At 70.2% G+C, this 16309-nt stretch carries 14 protein-coding genes; 13 read left to right on the top strand and 1 reads right to left on the bottom strand.

The window, feature by feature from the left end:
- The first annotated feature begins 56 nt into the window (after positions 1-56).
- The 9 genes from ftsW to K4G64_RS22775 all read left to right on the top strand — a co-directional run bounded on the left by ftsW (position 57) and on the right by K4G64_RS22775 (position 8501).
- The gene (gene ftsW / locus K4G64_RS22815) at positions 57-1334 is read left to right on the top strand and encodes a putative lipid II flippase FtsW (RefSeq protein WP_260460828.1); all 1278 of its coding nucleotides are present in this window, start codon (positions 57-59) and stop codon (positions 1332-1334) included.
- A 6-nt stretch (positions 1335-1340) separates the two neighbouring features.
- On the top strand, positions 1341-2438 hold the full coding sequence (murG, locus tag K4G64_RS22810) for an undecaprenyldiphospho-muramoylpentapeptide beta-N-acetylglucosaminyltransferase (RefSeq protein ID WP_221757880.1): 1098 nt from the start codon (positions 1341-1343) through the stop codon (positions 2436-2438).
- 25 nt (positions 2439-2463) lie between these two features.
- Positions 2464-3258, top strand: a complete 795-nt coding sequence (locus K4G64_RS22805; RefSeq protein WP_221757879.1) for an FtsQ-type POTRA domain-containing protein — start codon at positions 2464-2466, stop codon at positions 3256-3258.
- Between the two features lie 288 nt (positions 3259-3546).
- Positions 3547-4740: a cell division protein FtsZ gene (gene ftsZ / locus K4G64_RS22800; protein ID WP_221757878.1), complete on the top strand. Its 1194-nt coding sequence runs from the start codon at positions 3547-3549 to the stop codon at positions 4738-4740.
- 10 nt (positions 4741-4750) lie between these two features.
- Positions 4751-5482 carry a peptidoglycan editing factor PgeF gene (gene pgeF / locus K4G64_RS22795; RefSeq protein WP_221757877.1) on the top strand — a complete coding sequence of 244 codons (732 nt, stop codon included), beginning with the start codon at positions 4751-4753 and terminating at the stop codon, positions 5480-5482.
- A gap of 6 nt (positions 5483-5488) precedes the next feature.
- Positions 5489-6208 carry a YggS family pyridoxal phosphate-dependent enzyme gene (locus tag K4G64_RS22790; RefSeq protein WP_221757876.1) on the top strand — a complete coding sequence of 240 codons (720 nt, stop codon included), beginning with the start codon at positions 5489-5491 and terminating at the stop codon, positions 6206-6208.
- Between the two features lie 129 nt (positions 6209-6337).
- The gene (locus K4G64_RS22785; protein ID WP_221757875.1) at positions 6338-6979 is read left to right on the top strand and encodes a cell division protein SepF; all 642 of its coding nucleotides are present in this window, start codon (positions 6338-6340) and stop codon (positions 6977-6979) included.
- A 59-nt stretch (positions 6980-7038) separates the two neighbouring features.
- The gene (locus K4G64_RS22780) at positions 7039-7323 is read left to right on the top strand and encodes a YggT family protein (RefSeq protein WP_030248691.1); all 285 of its coding nucleotides are present in this window, start codon (positions 7039-7041) and stop codon (positions 7321-7323) included.
- Positions 7324-7379: 56 nt separating this feature from the next.
- A complete protein-coding gene (locus K4G64_RS22775; protein ID WP_221757874.1) occupies positions 7380-8501 on the top strand; it encodes a DivIVA domain-containing protein in 1122 nt (373 codons plus the stop codon).
- Positions 8502-8711: 210 nt separating this feature from the next.
- Here K4G64_RS22775 and ileS read toward each other — a convergent pair whose 3' ends face one another.
- Positions 8712-11855, bottom strand: coding sequence for an isoleucine--tRNA ligase (ileS, locus tag K4G64_RS22770; RefSeq protein WP_221757873.1), 3144 nt, complete (start codon positions 11853-11855; stop codon positions 8712-8714).
- A 610-nt stretch (positions 11856-12465) separates the two neighbouring features.
- Here ileS and K4G64_RS22765 point away from each other — a divergent pair.
- The 4 genes from K4G64_RS22765 (at position 12466) to K4G64_RS22750 (ending at position 16236) form a co-directional block, all read left to right on the top strand.
- Positions 12466-14019, top strand: coding sequence for a TraR/DksA C4-type zinc finger protein (locus tag K4G64_RS22765; RefSeq protein ID WP_221757872.1), 1554 nt, complete (start codon positions 12466-12468; stop codon positions 14017-14019).
- A gap of 102 nt (positions 14020-14121) precedes the next feature.
- Entirely contained in the window at positions 14122-14784 is a 663-nt protein-coding gene (gene lspA, locus K4G64_RS22760; protein WP_221757871.1) for a signal peptidase II, read from the top strand.
- A 43-nt stretch (positions 14785-14827) separates the two neighbouring features.
- A complete protein-coding gene (locus tag K4G64_RS22755) occupies positions 14828-15772 on the top strand; it encodes an RluA family pseudouridine synthase (RefSeq protein WP_221757870.1) in 945 nt (314 codons plus the stop codon).
- Complete coding sequence (locus K4G64_RS22750; protein ID WP_221757869.1) at positions 15769-16236, top strand: GNAT family N-acetyltransferase; 468 nt, start codon at positions 15769-15771, stop codon at positions 16234-16236. The genes K4G64_RS22755 and K4G64_RS22750 overlap by 4 nt, the downstream gene beginning before the upstream one ends.
- Positions 16237-16309 lie beyond the last annotated feature (73 nt).

The following is a 16309-nucleotide window of genomic DNA, read 5'->3' as shown; positions in this document are numbered from 1 at the left end:
GGTAGTAGGCGGTCAGCGGCCGGTCCCAGCCCCGGCTCGCGCGTGAGAACCGCGTCCTGAGCCTCTACACCCGCGCGCGCAGGGGCTGGGACCGGCCGCTGACCGCCTACTACCTGATCCTCGGCGGCAGTCTGCTGATCACCGTGCTGGGACTGGTGATGGTCTACTCGGCCTCCCAGATCACCGCGCTGCAGATGTCACTGCCGGGTTCGTACTTCTTCCGCAAGCAGTTGCTCGCGGCGGGGATCGGCACCGGTCTGCTGCTCGCGGCCTCGCGGATGCCGGTGAAACTGCACCGGGCGCTCGCCTACCCCATCCTCGCGGGCGCCGTCTTCCTGATGATCCTGGTGCAGGTCCCGGGGATAGGGATGTCGGTCAACGGCAACCAGAACTGGATCTCCCTCGGCGGCTCCTTCCAGATCCAGCCCAGCGAGTTCGGCAAGCTCGCCCTCGTGCTGTGGGGCGCCGACCTGCTCGCGCGCAAACAGGACAGGAGGCTGCTGAACCAGTGGAAGCACATGCTCGTGCCGTTGGTCCCGGCCGCCTTCATGCTGCTCGGCCTGATCATGATCGGCGGCGACATGGGCACCGCGATCATCCTCACGGCCATCCTGTTCGGCCTGCTCTGGCTGGCCGGTGCCCCCACGCGACTGTTCGCCGGGGTGCTGTCGATCGCCGCCGTTCTCGGCCTGATCCTCATCAAGACCAGCCCCAACCGCATGGCCCGGCTGCAGTGCCTGGGCGCCACCGAACCACAGTCGGGACCCGTCGACTGCTGGCAGGCCGTGCACGGGATCTACGCCCTCGCCTCGGGCGGAATCTTCGGTTCCGGGCTGGGTGCGAGTGTGGAGAAATGGGGCCAACTCCCCGAAGCTCACACCGACTTCATCTTCGCCGTCACCGGTGAGGAACTGGGCCTGGTGGGGACGCTGTCGGTACTCGCCCTCTTCGCGGCTCTAGGCTATGCGGGTATCCGCGTGGCCGGACGCACGGAGGACCCCTTCGTGAGGTATGCCGCAGGAGGTGTGACCACCTGGATCACGGCCCAGGCCGTGATCAACATCGGTGCGGTGCTCGGTCTGCTGCCGATCGCCGGCGTCCCCCTCCCGCTGTTCTCCTACGGGGGATCCGCCCTGCTGCCGACCATGTTCGCCATCGGGTTGCTGATCGCCTTCGCGCGTGAGGACCCCGCTGCGCGGATGGCGCTTGCGATGCGGCAACCCCGCTTTGGTAGAAAGCGGGGGGCCGGGGGAACCGGTTCCGGTCGGAGTCCCCGGAGATGGAACACGATGCGACGGCGTGCCTCGGCGGCGCGCTCGTCCGGAGAGCGGTGAATTTCGGTGCATGTCGTACTCGCCGGCGGAGGAACCGCGGGCCACATCGAGCCCGCGCTCGCCCTCGCGGACGCCCTGCGCAGGCAGGACCCGAGCGTGGGCATCACGGCCCTGGGCACGGAGCGCGGCCTCGAGACGCGTCTCGTACCCGAGCGCGGGTACGAACTCGCGCTGATCCCCGCCGTTCCGCTGCCGCGCAAGCCCACCCCCGAGCTGATCACCGTCCCGGGACGGCTGCGCGGCACGATCAAGGCGACCGAGCAGATCCTGGAGCGCACCAAGGCGGACGCCGTGGTCGGCTTCGGCGGCTACGTCGCCCTGCCCGGCTACCTCGCGGCCAAGCGCCTGGGCGTGCCGATCGTGATCCACGAGGCCAACGCCCGCCCGGGCCTGGCCAACAAGATCGGCTCGCGCTACGCCAGCCAGGTCGCCGTCTCCACGCCCGACAGCAAGCTGCGGGGCGCCCGCTACATCGGCATCCCGCTGCGCCGCTCCATCGCCACGCTCGACCGGGCCGCCGTACGCCCCGAGGCCCGGGCCGCGTTCGGGCTCGACCCGAACCTGCCCACGCTGCTGGTCACCGGCGGCTCCCAGGGCGCCCGCCGCCTCAACGAGGTCGTCCAGCAGGTCGCCCCGTGGCTCCAGCAGGCCGGGATCCAGATCCTGCACGCCGTCGGGCCGAAGAACGAACTGCCGCAGGTGCACCAGATGCCGGGGATGCCCCCCTACATCCCGGTAAGTTACCTGGACCGGATGGACCTCGCGTACGCCGCGGCCGACATGATGCTCTGCCGCGCGGGCGCGATGACCGTCGCCGAACTCTCCGCCGTCGGGCTCCCGGCCGCCTACGTCCCGCTGCCCATCGGCAACGGCGAACAGCGGCTCAACGCCCAGCCGGTGGTCAAGGCCGGCGGCGGACTGCTGGTCGACGACGCGGAGCTGACCCCCGAGTGGGTCCAGCACAACGTCCTGCCCGTGCTCGCCGACCCGCACCGGCTGTACCAGATGTCCCGCGCCGCCGCCGAGTTCGGCCGGCGGGACGCCGACGACCTGCTCGTCGGCATGGTGTACGAGGCGATCGCCGCCAGTCGTGCACACCGATAGGACTGTATGACGGAAGGCAGGGAGCGTGGCCGGATCGACCACCGCCGAGCGCGGTGAACGCCAGCAGGAGTCGTCCGGCCCGCCGCCCCGCCTGAGGTCGAGGCGGACCCGGCTGCGCGCGATCGTCCTCCTGGGCCTCGCCCTGGTGTTCCTCGGCATCCCGACCATCTGGCTGTTCTACGGCTCCGACTGGCTGCGCGCCGAGCACGTCTCGGTGTCCGGCACCCGGGTGCTGACACCTGCTCAGGTCGAGGCGGCGGCCGAGGTTCCGCTCGGGAAGCCGCTGATTTCCGTCGACACCGGTGCGATCGAGACGCGATTGCGGCGAAAATTGCCCCGAATTGACGTGGTTGACGTGGTCCGTTCCTGGCCCCATGGAATCGACCTGAAAGTGGTGGAGCGGACTCCGGTTCTGATTGTCCACAAGGGCGAAAAGTTCATCGAAGTGGACGATGAAGGTGTCCGCTTCGCCACGGTTTCTGAAGCCCCGAAAGGCGTCCCGGCGCTGGAATTGACGCCCTCCCGGTCCGGCTCCGCAGCCGCCAGCCTGCGCCGCTTCGGGGAGTCCCGGCTGGTGCGCGAGGCGGTCGGTGTCGCCCGCGCGGTTCCGGCCGCCGTCGCGCGCGAGACACGGGCCGTCAAGGTCCGTTCCTATGACGACATCTCGCTGGAGTTGAGGGACGGCCGCACCGTGGTCTGGGGGAGCAGCGAGAAGGGTGCCGCGAAGGCCCGTACCCTCACCGCCCTGATGAAAGCAACGCCCGATGCGGGGTACTTCGATGTGAGTGTGCCCACCGCCCCTGCGTCATCGGGGAGTTGACGCACATCCGCGCAGGCCAGCACCCTGGTTGGGCAGTGCTACGGCTGATCACATAGGGTGAAAAGAAAAACGGGAGGTTCGGCGTGTTCGTTGAACGTGCGCCACTTGTCGACTTAGTGTCCTGTTCAGAAGACTCCAAGGAACAGACACACTGGTAACCCTAAACTTCAAGGTTAGGGTTCGGGTCGGCGATACGGACCGTCCCATTCGGCATCAGTCGTCGGGTCGCGGGGCGCAGGGCGTCACGTTGATTCGGCGACACGTAACTCGAGGCGAGAGGCCTTCGACGTGGCAGCACCGCAGAACTACCTCGCAGTCATCAAAGTCATCGGTGTCGGCGGCGGTGGTGTCAATGCCATCAACCGGATGATCGAGGTCGGTCTCAAGGGCGTCGAGTTCATCGCCATCAACACCGACGCGCAAGCTCTGTTGATGAGCGACGCCGACGTCAAGCTGGACGTCGGCCGTGAACTCACCCGCGGACTCGGCGCCGGAGCCAACCCGGCCGTGGGCCGCAAGGCCGCCGAGGACCACCGCGAGGAGATCGAGGAGGTCCTCAAGGGGGCCGACATGGTCTTCGTGACAGCCGGTGAAGGCGGCGGCACCGGCACCGGCGGCGCGCCCGTCGTGGCCAACATCGCCCGCTCGCTCGGTGCCCTCACCATCGGTGTGGTCACCCGCCCGTTCACCTTCGAGGGACGGCGCCGCGCGAACCAGGCCGAGGACGGCATCGCCGAACTCCGCGAAGAGGTCGACACCCTCATCGTCATCCCGAACGACCGGCTGCTGTCCATCTCGGACCGCCAGGTCTCGGTGCTGGACGCCTTCAAGTCGGCCGACCAGGTCCTGCTCTCCGGTGTCCAGGGCATCACCGACCTCATCACCACCCCGGGCCTCATCAACCTCGACTTCGCCGACGTCAAGTCGGTCATGTCCGAGGCCGGCTCGGCCCTGATGGGCATCGGCTCGGCCCGCGGCGACGACCGCGCGGTTGCCGCCGCGGAGATGGCGATCTCCTCGCCGCTGCTGGAGGCGTCCATCGACGGCGCCCGCGGTGTGCTGCTCTCCATCTCCGGCGGCTCCGACCTCGGCCTGTTCGAGATCAACGAGGCCGCCCAGCTGGTGAGCGAGGCCGCCCACCCCGAGGCCAACATCATCTTCGGTGCGGTGATCGACGACGCCCTCGGCGACGAGGTCCGGGTCACCGTGATCGCGGCCGGCTTCGACGGCGGCCAGCCGCCCGCCAAGCGGGACAACGTCCTCGGCTCGTCCACGGCCAAGCGCGAGGAGCCGGCCCCGGTGCGGCAGACCGAGAGCCGCCCCTCCTTCGGATCGCTCGGCAGCGTGACCCCGAAGGAGGACCCGGAGCCCGCTCCGGAGCCGGTCAAGGACATCCCGGTCGCCCCGCCGGTCACGCCGGCGCCGCGGTCCTACTCGGACAGCGCGGCCGAGGAACTGGACGTACCGGACTTCCTCAAGTGATCCTTCAGTCGTGATAGGACAGCGCGAAAGCGCGAGCGGCGCGCACTTCGGCTTCACCGACCGGTGGGGCGGGGTGAGCGCCGCTCCGTATGAGGAGCTCAACCTCGGCGGAGCGGTCGGCGACGATCCCGACGCCGTACGCACCAACCGGGATCTGGCTGCCAAGTCCCTCGGCGTCGAGCCGGACCGGGTCGTCTGGATGAACCAGGTGCACGGGGCCGACGTGGCCGTGGTGGACGGGCCGTGGGGATCTTCGACCGCGATCCCGCCGGTCGACGCGATCGTCACCACGCGCCGGGGGCTCGCCCTCGCCGTGCTCACCGCCGACTGCGTGCCGGTACTGCTCGCCGACCCCGTCGCCGGGATCGCCGCCGCCGCCCACGCGGGTCGGCCCGGCATGATCGCCGGAGTCGTCCCGGCCGCGCTACGCGCGATGACGGAGCTGGGCGCCGAGCCCTCCCGGATCGTCGCCCGCACCGGGCCCACCGTCTGCGGCCGGTGTTACGAAGTGCCCGAGGCGATGCGCGCCGAGGTGTCCGCCGTCGAGCCGGCGGCGTACGCCGAGACGAGTTGGGGCACACCGGCGGTCGACGTGAGCGCCGGAGTGCATGCCCAGCTGGAACGGCTCGGGGTGCGCGACCGGGAGCAGTCGCCGGTGTGCACGCTGGAGTCGCACGATCACTTCTCGTACCGCCGCGACCGCACCACCGGTCGGCTCGCGGGTTATGTGTGGCTGGACTGATAGGGCATGACGGACCGTAAGGACGAACTCGCCGCCAATCTGGCGAAGGTGGAACGGCGCATCGCCGACGCGTGCGCGGCCGCGGGGCGGGCACGCGACGAGGTGACCCTGATCGTGGTCACCAAGACCTACCCCGCGAGCGATGTGCGGATCCTCGCGGAACTCGGCGTGCGCCACGTCGCCGAGAACCGCGACCAGGACGCGGCCCCCAAGGCCGAGGCCTGCTCGGATCTGCCCCTCACCTGGCACTTTGTGGGTCAACTTCAGACCAACAAGGTGCGATCGGTGGTCGGTTACGCGGATTTCGTGCAGTCCGTCGATCGTTCCAAGCTCGTCACGGCTCTGTCGAAGGAGGCCGTCCGGGCCGGGCGCGAACTGGGGTGCCTGCTCCAGGTCGCGCTCGACGCCGGGGAGAGCGGCCGGGGTGAACGCGGAGGTGTCGGGCCCGGCGGTATCGGGGAGTTGGCCGATCTCGTGGCCGGCGCGCCGGGGCTCCGGCTCGACGGACTGATGACCGTCGCACCGCTCACCGGGGAGTACGCGGGACGCGAACGGGCGGCTTTCGAGCGGTTGATGGATTTGTCGACCGACCTGCGCCGCAGTCATCCGGCTGCCACCATGGTCTCGGCAGGGATGAGTACGGACCTCGAACAGGCCGTGACGGCCGGAGCGACACATGTGCGCGTCGGCAGCGCGGTACTCGGAGTCCGCCCCAGGCTCGGGTAACGTCGCCAAGAAGTCGGACCACAGCAGAAAATATGGTCATTGCCGCCGATAGGCGGATTCAAGGACCTCGTGGATCGCGGGCACTTGGCAGTCGTCAGCCGATCCACCACAGAGCGGAGGACTCAGAGCATGGCCGGCGCGATGCGCAAGATGGCGGTCTACCTCGGCCTCGTGGAGGACGATGGGTACGACGGCCGCGGATTCGACCCCGACGACGACTTCGAACCCGAACTGGACCCGGAGCCCGAGCGGGACCACCGACGGCACGAGCCGTCCCATCAGCCACATGTCTCACATCAGCCCCAAAGGGACGAAGAGGTACGAGTCGTACAGCCGCCCGCGCCTCGCGAACCGGTCGCCCGTTCCGCTTCGCTCCCCGCGGAATCCAACCGCCCGGCGCGCATCGCGCCCGTGGCATCCATCACACAAGAACGCGCAAGTCTGGAGAAGAACGCACCGGTGATCATGCCCAAGGTCGTGTCGGAACGAGAGCCTTACCGGATCACCACGCTTCACCCACGGACCTACAACGAGGCCCGTACCATCGGGGAACACTTCCGTGAAGGCACTCCGGTGATCATGAATCTGACTGAGATGGATGACACAGATGCGAAGCGACTTGTCGACTTTGCGGCTGGTCTGGTGTTTGGTCTTCACGGCAGTATCGAGCGGGTGACGCAGAAGGTGTTCCTGTTGTCGCCTGCTAACGTCGATGTCACGGCGGAGGACAAGGCCCGCATCGCAGAGGGCGGGTTCTTCAACCAGAGCTGAGACGCACCACCGGAACAGCAGTACCGAGCAGGGCACAGGGGAGAGGGAAGCAAGAGGTCATGAGCGTGGTTTTGGATGTCGTCTACATCGCGCTGATGTGCTTCCTCATCGTGCTCATCTTCCGGTTGGTCATGGACTATGTCTTCCAGTTCGCCCGCTCATGGCAACCCGGCAAGGCGATGGTGGTCGTTCTGGAGGCCACTTACACTGTCACTGATCCACCGCTCAAGCTTCTGCGGCGGGTCATTCCGCCGCTGCGTCTCGGGGGCGTGGCGCTAGACCTGTCCTTCTTCGTACTGATGATCATCGTCTACATCCTGATCTCGATCGTGAGCCGGCTGTGATGAGCGATGTGACCTACCGTCTTGCCGAATGCCGACGACTACGTTGAGGTGAAGAGATGCCGTTGACCCCCGAGGACGTGCGGAACAAGCAGTTCACGACCGTCCGCCTCCGAGAAGGCTATGACGAGGACGAGGTCGATGCCTTCCTCGATGAGGTCGAAGCCGAACTGACCCGCCTGCTCCGCGAGAACGAGGACCTGCGCGCCAAGCTGGCCGCGGCCACGCGCGCTGCTGCGCAGAACCAGCAGAACATGCGCAAGCCTCCGGAGCCCCAGCAGGATCAGCAGCAACAGCAGCAGGGCATGCGCGGTCCGGGTGGTCCCGTCCCCGCCGGCATATCGGGCCCGCCGCAGCAGCAGATGGGTGGCCCCATGGGTGGTCCGCCCCAGCTGCCGAGCGGTGCCCCGCAGCTGCCCGCCGGCCCCGGCGGTCAGGGTGGACCTCAGGGTCCCGGTCCGATGGGCCAGGGTCCGGGTCCGATGGGCCAGCCCCCGATGCAGCAGCAGATGGGCGGCCCCATGGGCGGCCCCGGCCCGATGGGCGGTCCGATGGGCGGCCCCGGTCAGGGAGGCCCCGGTGGCGACAGCGCCGCCCGTGTCCTCTCGCTGGCCCAGCAGACCGCCGACCAGGCGATCGCCGAGGCTCGTTCCGAGGCCAACAAGATCGTCGGCGAGGCGCGTTCGCGTGCCGAGGGCCTCGAGCGTGACGCCCGTGCCAAGGCCGATGCCCTGGAGCGGGACGCGCAGGAGAAGCACCGCGTCGCGATGGGCTCCCTGGAGTCCGCCCGCGCCACGCTGGAGCGCAAGGTCGAGGACCTGCGCGGCTTCGAGCGCGAGTACCGCACGCGCCTGAAGTCGTACCTGGAGTCGCAGCTGCGCCAGCTGGAGACCCAGGCCGACGACTCGCTGGCTCCGCCGCGTACTCCGGCTGCGGCGTCTCTCCCGCCGTCCCCGGCGCCTTCCATGGCTCCCGCCGGCGCGAGCGCCCCGTCCTACGGTGGCGGCAACCAGACGATGGGCGGCGGTCCGTCGCAGTCCGGTCCGTCCTACGGCGGTCAGCAGCAGATGTCTCCGGCGATGACCCAGCCGATGGCGCCGGTGCGTCCGCAGGGCCCGTCGCCGATGGGTCAGGCGCCCTCGCCCATGCGGGGCTTCCTGATCGACGAGGACGACAACTGACGGCCTGATGGCCAGTAGTACGGCATAGACGTCGGCAGCGTTCAGGGCGAGGCCCCGGGTGACCACCCGGGGCCTCGCCCTTTGCCACGCGCGTTCGTGTCCGCGCAGGCGCGTTCGTGCGTACACACTCACGGTCGTGCGCACGCAACGCCGAAGGCCCGGTCCCGCCAAGATCTTTGGCGGGACCGGGCCTTCGGGCCGCCGGCCGGGTTACGCCTTGCGAAGGCGGAAGGTCAGGGACAGGCCTTCGTCGGTGAAGGGCTCGCCGTATGCGTCGTCCGCCTCGCCCTGGGCGAAGTCCGTGGCCAGAACCTCGTCGGCGATCAGGCCGGCGTGGTCGGTGAGGGCCTCGACCGTCGCCCGGTCCGTGGCCGTCCAACGCAGTGCGATGCGGTCGGCCACGTCGAGGCCGCTGTTCTTGCGGGCCTCCTGGATCAGGCGGATCGCGTCACGGGCCAGGCCCGCCCGGCGGAGCTCCTCGGTGATCTCCAGGTCCAGCGCGACCGTCGCACCCGAGTCGGAGGCCACCGACCAGCCCTCGCGGGGCGTCTCGGTGATGATGACCTCGTCGGGAGCCAGCGTGATGGTCTCGCCGTCGACCTCGACCGACGCCGTGCCCTCGCGCAGGGCCAGGGACAGGGCGGCCGCGTCCGCGTTCGCCACGGCCTTGGCCACGTCCTGGACGCGCTTGCCGAACCGCTTGCCGAGCGCACGGAAGTTGGCCTTCGCCGTGGTGTCGACCAGGCTGCCGCCGACCTCGCTGAGCGTCGCCAGGGACTCGACGTTCAGCTCCTCGGTGATCTGCGTGCGCAGTTCGGTGCCGAGCGCGTCGAAGCCCGTCGCCGCGATCAGCGCGCGGGACAGCGGCTGACGCGTCTTGACGCCCGACTCCGCGCGCGTGGCACGCCCCAGCTCCACCAGGCGGCGCACCAGCACCATCTGCTTCGACAGCTCGGGGTCGATGGCGGTGAGATCCGCCTCCGGCCAGGAAGCCAGGTGGACCGACTCGGGAGCGCCCGGGGTGACGGGGACGATCAGGTCCTGCCAGACCCGCTCGGTGATGAACGGGGTGAGCGGGGCCATCAGCTGAGTGACCGTCTCGACAACCTCGTGCAGGGTGCGCAGGGCCGCCTTGTCGCCCTGCCAGAAGCGGCGGCGGGAGCGGCGCACGTACCAGTTCGACAGGTCGTCGACGAACGCGGACAGCAGCTTGCCGGCGCGCTGGGTGTCGTAGGCGTCCAGCGCCTGGGTGACCTGGTCGGTGAGCGCGTGCAGTTCGGACAGCAGCCAGCGGTCCAGGACCGGGCGGTCGGCCGGGGCCGGGTCGGCCTCGGAGGGTGCCCAGTCCGACGTACGGGCGTAGAGGGCCTGGAAGGCGACCGTGTTCCAGTACGTCAGGAGGGTCTTGCGGACGACCTCCTGGATCGTGCCGTGGCCCACCCGGCGGGCCGCCCACGGGGAACCGCCGGCCGCCATGAACCAGCGCACCGCGTCGGCGCCGTGCCGGTCCATGAGCGGGATCGGCTCCAGGGTGTTGCCCAGGTGCTTGGACATCTTGCGGCCGTCCTCGGCCAGGATGTGCCCGAGACAGACCACGTTCTCGTACGACGACTTGTCGAAGACGAGCGTGCCGACGGCCATCAGCGTGTAGAACCAGCCGCGGGTCTGGTCGATGGCCTCGCAGATGAACTGCGCCGGGTAGCGGGCCTCGAACAGCTCCTTGTTCTTGTACGGGTAGCCCCACTGCGCGAACGGCATCGAACCCGAGTCGTACCAGGCGTCGATCACCTCGGGCACGCGCGTGGCCGTCTTGCCGCAGCCGCCCTGCGGGCAGGCGAAGGTGACCTCGTCGATGAACGGGCGGTGCGGGTCGAGGCCCGACTGGTCGGTGCCGGTCAGCTCGGACAGTTCCGCGAGGGATCCGGCGCAGGTGAGGTGGTCGTCCTCGCAGCGCCAGATCGGCAGCGGGGTGCCCCAGTAGCGGTTGCGGGACAGCGCCCAGTCGATGTTGTTGTTCAGCCAGTCGCCGTAGCGGCCGTGCTTGACCGTGTCCGGGAACCAGTTGGTGCCCTCGTTCTCCGCGAGGAGGCGGTCCTTGATCTCCGTGGTGCGGATGTACCAGGAGGGCTGCGCGTAGTAGAGGAGCGCGGTGTGGCAGCGCCAGCAGTGCGGGTAGCTGTGCTCGTACGGGATGTGCTTGAAGAGCAGGCCGCGCTCGTCGAGGTCCTCGGTGAGCCGCTCGTCGGCCTTCTTGAAGAACACGCCGCCGACGAGGGGGACGTCCTCCTCGAAGGTGCCGTCCGGGCGGACCGGGTTCACGACCGGCAGGTCGTAGGAGCGGCAGACCTTGAGGTCGTCCTCACCGAAGGCGGGGGACTGGTGCACCAGACCCGTGCCGTCCTCGGTGGTGACGTACTCGGCGTTGACGACGAAGTGGGCCTCGGCCGGGAACTCGACCAGCTCGAAGGGGCGCTGGTACGTCCAGCGCTCCATCTCGGCGCCCGTGAAGGACTGGCCGGTGGTCTCCCAGCCCTCGCCGAGGGCCTTGGCGACCAGCGGCTCCGCGACGACGAGCTTCTCCTCGCCGTTCGTGGCGACGACGTAGGTGACCTCGGGGTGCGCGGCGACGGCGGTGTTGGACACCAGGGTCCACGGGGTCGTCGTCCAGACCAGGAGCGCGGCCTCGCCGGCGAGCGGGCCGGAGGTGAGCGGGAAGCGGACGAAGACCGAGGGGTCGACGACCGTCTCGTAGCCCTGCGCCAGCTCGTGGTCCGACAGGCCCGTGCCGCAGCGGGGGCACCAGGGGGCGACGCGGTGGTCCTGGACCAGCAGGCCCTTGTTGAAGATCTCCTTCAGCGACCACCAGACGGACTCGATGTACTCGGGGTCCATCGTGCGGTACGGGTCCTGGAGGTCGGTCCAGTAGCCCATGCGGGTCGTGAGCGCCTCGAAGGCGTCCGTGTGCCGGGTCACCGACTCACGGCACTTCGCGTTGAACTCCGCGATGCCGTACGCCTCGATGTCCTGCTTGCCGGAGAAGCCGAGCTCCTTCTCGACGGCGAGCTCGACCGGGAGGCCGTGGCAGTCCCAGCCGGCCTTGCGGGCCACGTGGTAGCCGCGCATGGTCCGGAAGCGGGGGAAGACGTCCTTGAAGACGCGCGCCTCGATGTGGTGGGCACCGGGCATGCCGTTGGCGGTGGGCGGGCCCTCGTAGAACACCCACTCGGGGCGGCCCTCGGACTGCTCCAGGCTCTTGGCGAAGATCTTCTGCTCGCGCCAGAAGTCGAGCACGGCGTGCTCGAGGGCGGGCAGGTCGACCTGGGCGGGTACCTGGCGATACGTCGGCGATGTCATCAGCGGGCTTCCTCCGGCGGACTTGCTGCCTTCCGTCCGGAGGGACGAGAGCTACGTCTGCCTGCGCCGCTTCTTCGGCGCGCTCCCGCGGTACCACCCTCCTTGGCCCTCCGGCACGGGGTGTGCGCCGGCGAGCCCCCTCATTGGGGTCGCGAAGCCGGGTCTACCGGCCGTCGCTCACTGGCTCCGGCTTTCTTCCGGCGGCTCCGGGGTGATCTTCACGTCGCGCTCGCCCCCGGGCTTCCACCGTCCCCGGGTCGCTTCGGGCTGCGTACGCCGCTACTCGTCCCCATCCACGCTTTTCGCTCCGCCCAGTGTACGGCGCCGCGCGGGCCGCGGCCGACCGGTTTTCGAGGCCGTCGGGGACGGGACTGTGGGGAGCGATATGGGTTTCATGACCCGAATAGCGAGGTATAGGTGTTCGGATCCTTGGACGTCCGGCTCGGCGGATTACCGGGCGGGGAGCTGGGCACAACGGTTGCAGGTCGCCGCGCGGCGTGCGCGAGGCGGGCGAATCGGGCGGTGTGCCCCGTTGCCGCGGGACTCGAGTCGATTTATCGTCCCAGCACGATTCGCGAGCAAGGTCACAATGTGTGAAGGGGCCGCGGCCATGGTGGCGAAGAAGACCGCCGTACAGCAGCCGGCGTCCGGCAGGTCCGCGGAGGCCTCCGGCGGCGCGGCCAAGGACGTGGGCGGGAAGAAGGCCACGCAGGGGGGCTCGGCGGGGCGGTCGGCGAAGGAGGGCGGGAGGAAGGCGACCGGGAAGAAGACGACGGAGAGGAAGGCCGCCGTTACCCGGAAGGCCGTGGCGAAGGTGGCCGGTGCCGAGGAGGTCGCGGCCGAGGGGGCCGTGACCGAGGAGGACGCGGTCGGGAACGCGGTCGGGAAGACGGCGACCGAGGGGCCGGCGGCCCGATCGGCGGCGGCCCGATCGGCGCCGGCTGGGAAGGCCACGGCCGGGACCTCGGAGGGGAAGGCATCCGCCCGGGCTTCGGCGGACAGGTCGGCACCGGCCAGGGCATCGGCCAGGACCTCGAAGGAGAGGGCACCGGCCAAGGCAGCTGCCAGGTCTTCGAAGGAGAGGGCATCGGCCGAGGCTTCGGTGGAACGAGCACCGGCCGAGGCTTCGGTGGCGGAGCAGGCACCGACGGTCGAGGCCAAGGCCATGCCGGGGAAGGCACCGGGGACCAAGGCCAAGGCCACCCCGGACAAGGCACCGGCCATCAAGGCCACCGCGGCCACGGCATCGGCCAAGGCGCCGACGCACAGGGCGGCGGCCGAATCGCCGGCGGAGTCGGCTCCGGCCGGGAACGCCGCCGGGAAGAAGGCCACGGACGGAAAGACCTCCCCGGTCGGCAAGGCCACTGGCGGGAAGGCGGCCTCCCCGGTCGGCAAGGCCACTGGCGGGAAGGCGGCCTCCCCGGTCGGCAAGACCGTCGGCGGGAAGGCGGCCTCCCCGGCCGGCAAGGCCACCGGCGGGAAGGCCGCGGCCAAGAAGGCGGCCGGCAAGCGGGCCGCCGTCAAGAAGACCCCGGCCGCGAAGGCCGCCGGGGGCAAGAGCACCACCAGGAGCGCGGTCGGCAAGGGCGCTGCCCGGACCGGCGCGGTCACACAGGACACGGCCGCGAGCAGCACGGCCAAGAAGGCGGGTGCGGCCGAGGCCGCCCGGCAGACGGGAGCGACGACGGTGGTTGCGAAGAAGACTCCTGGCACGGCCACGGCGGCCAAGACCGCCGTTCCCAAGGCGCGGATCGCCGCGGCGGAGCCCGGTGAGCTGGCGGTACGCCCGGGCGAGGACCCCTGGACGGCGGAGGAGGTCGAGGAGGCCCGGTCCGAGCTGACGTCCGAGGAGACCCGGCTGCGCGAGGAGATCACGGCGTCGGAGCGGTCGCTGGCCGGTCTGATGCGGGACTCCGGGGACGGCGCCGGTGACGACCAGGCGGACACCGGCACCAAGAACATCACCCGCGAGCACGAGCTGGCCCTGGCCGCCAACGCGCAGGAGATGCTCATCCAGACCGAGCGCGCCCTGGAACGCCTGCACGCGGGCACCTACGGCCTCTGCGAGAACTGCGGCAACGCCATCGGCAAGGCCCGTATGCAGGCCTTCCCCCGGGCCACCCTCTGCGTGGAGTGCAAGCAGAAGCAGGAGCGCCGGTACTGACCGGCCGCACCGACCGGCTGCCGAATGCCTCCTGAGCACGTGCGACGTACGGGGTGTGCCGTACCCTCGTCCTCAGTCAGGCACCTAGGTTGAGGGACTCACGTGGCAGAGGCGGAGCGCATCATCGGTACGCCGGACACACCGGACGCGACCGGGGGCGGCAAGGATCGGCCCGACTCCGAGGGCACCCCGGCGGCCGGCGAGCCCGGCACCGGCCCGGCGGCCGCGGCGGGAGCGCCGGGTACCGGCGAGGCGGAGGCCACCGCCGCACGGCCCCGGGGCAGGCGCCGGATCGCGGTGCTGTTCGCCGTCGCCGCCTTCGCCTACGTCCTCGACCTGGTCAGCAAGCTGATCGTGGTCGAGAAGCTGGAGCACCACCCGCCCATCGAGATCGTCGGGGACTGGCTGAAGTTCGAGGCGATCCGCAACGCGGGCGCGGCCTTCGGCTTCGGCGAGGCCTTCACCGTGATCTTCACCATGATCGCGGCGGCGGTGATCGTGGTGATCGCCCGCCTCGCCCGCAAGCTGTACAGCCTGCCCTGGGCGATCGCGCTCGGCCTGCTGCTCGGCGGTGCGCTGGGCAACCTCACCGACCGCATCTTCCGGGCGCCGGGCGTCTTCGAGGGCGCGGTCGTGGACTTCATCGCGCCCAAGCACTTCGCCGTCTTCAACCTTGCCGACTCGGCGATCGTCTGCGGGGGCATCCTGATCGTGCTGCTGTCCTTCCGGGGCCTCGACCCGGACGGAACCGTCCACAAGGACTGAGCACGCGTACAGCCCTGTCGGAGCCGTCCGGCATACTCGACGGGTGAGCACGCTTCCCGAGATCCGTAATCTGCCCGTGCCCGACGGCCTGGAGGGCGAGCGCGTCGACGCCGCCATCTCCCGCATGTTCGGCTTCTCCCGTACCAAGGCGGCCGAGCTCGCCGCCGCGGGGAAGGTCACGGTCGACGGGTCGGTGGTCGGCAAGTCGGAGCGCGTGCACGGCGGCGCCTGGCTGGAGGTCGAGATGCCGCAGGCGCCCGCGCCGGTGCAGATCGTGGCCGAGCCGGTCGAGGGCATGGAGATCGTGCACGACGACGAGGACGTGGTCGTGATCGTCAAGCCCGTCGGCGTCGCCGCGCACCCGTCGCCGGGCTGGACCGGGCCGACCGTCATCGGAGGCCTGGCCGCCGCCGGGTACCGGATCTCCACCTCCGGTGCCGCCGAGCGCCAGGGCATCGTGCACCGGCTCGACGTCGGCACCTCGGGCCTCATGGTGGTCGCCAAGTCGGAGCGCGCCTACACCTCGCTCAAGCGCCAGTTCAAGGAGCGCACGGTCGACAAGCGCTACCACACGCTCGTCCAGGGCCACCCCGACCCGACCAGCGGCACCATCGACGCGCCCATCGGCCGGCACCCCCAGCACGACTACAAGTGGGCCGTCACCGCCGAGGGCAAGCCGTCCGTCACGCACTACGACCTCATCGAGGCGTTCCGCGCGGCCTCGCTGCTCGACGTGAAGCTGGAGACCGGCCGCACGCACCAGATCCGCGTCCACATGGCCGCCCACCGGCACCCCTGCGTCGGCGACCTCACCTACGGCGCCGACCCGACGCTCGCCAAGCGCCTCGGCCTGACCCGGCAGTGGCTGCACGCGGTGCGGCTCGGCTTCGAGCACCCCGGGGACGGGCAGTGGGCCGAGTTCTCCTGCGACTACCCGGAGGACCTGCAGAAGGCCCTGGACCAGGTCCGCGAGGAGACGTACGCGTGAGCGTCCCGTACCTGGTGCGGGTCGCCGAGGGTCCGGCCGACCGTGAGGCGTGCTTCGCGGTGCGCAAGGAGGTCTTCGTCGGCGAGCAGTGCGTGCCGGAGGAGCTGGAGTACGACGCGTACGACGCCGGCGCGGTCCACGTGCTGGCGGTCCGCGAGGACGGTGTGCCGCTCGGTACCGGGCGGCTGCTGCACGGGGAGGCGGCCGTGGCGCAGACCGGCGCCGACCCCTCCGTGGGCTCCCTCGGCCGGCTCGCCGTGGCGGGCGCCGCGCGCGGGCTCGGAATCGGTGCCGCCCTGGTGCGGGCCATCGAGGACGCGGCACGCGCGCGTGGGCTCGCCGCTGTGGACCTGCACGCGCAGACGCATGCGCTCGGCTTCTACGAGCGGCTCGGCTACGAGCCCTATGGGCCCGAGTACATGGAGGCGGGCATTGCGCACCGGGGGATGCGGCGTCCGCTCTAGCCCTCCGTGGCGGGTGCCGAAACGGTTTGTACCGGGAGTTGCGTGGCAGGCTTGAGGTCACTCGTGTGACCAC

Origin of the sequence: Streptomyces sp. WAC04114 (genome assembly GCF_019733245.1) — a bacterium.
In the GTDB taxonomy this organism is placed as follows: Bacteria; Actinomycetota; Actinomycetes; order Streptomycetales; family Streptomycetaceae; genus Streptomyces; species Streptomyces massasporeus_A.
The sequence above is the reverse complement of the archived record's forward strand: the minus strand, read 5'-3'. Positions and strand labels throughout refer to the sequence as shown.

Bases quoted from the DNA above. Each gene is read 5' to 3' on its own strand.
- ileS (WP_221757873.1), bottom strand. From the start codon at position 11,855: ATGACATCGCCGACGTATCGCCAGGTACCCGCCCAGGTCGACCTGCCC.
- K4G64_RS22785 (WP_221757875.1), top strand. From the start codon at position 6,338: ATGGCCGGCGCGATGCGCAAGATGGCGGTCTACCTCGGCCTCGTGGAG.
- K4G64_RS22780 (WP_030248691.1), top strand. From the start codon at position 7,039: ATGAGCGTGGTTTTGGATGTCGTCTACATCGCGCTGATGTGCTTCCTC.
- K4G64_RS22775 (WP_221757874.1), top strand. From the start codon at position 7,380: ATGCCGTTGACCCCCGAGGACGTGCGGAACAAGCAGTTCACGACCGTC.
- K4G64_RS22765 (WP_221757872.1), top strand. From the start codon at position 12,466: ATGGTGGCGAAGAAGACCGCCGTACAGCAGCCGGCGTCCGGCAGGTCC.
- K4G64_RS22790 (WP_221757876.1), top strand. From the start codon at position 5,489: ATGACGGACCGTAAGGACGAACTCGCCGCCAATCTGGCGAAGGTGGAA.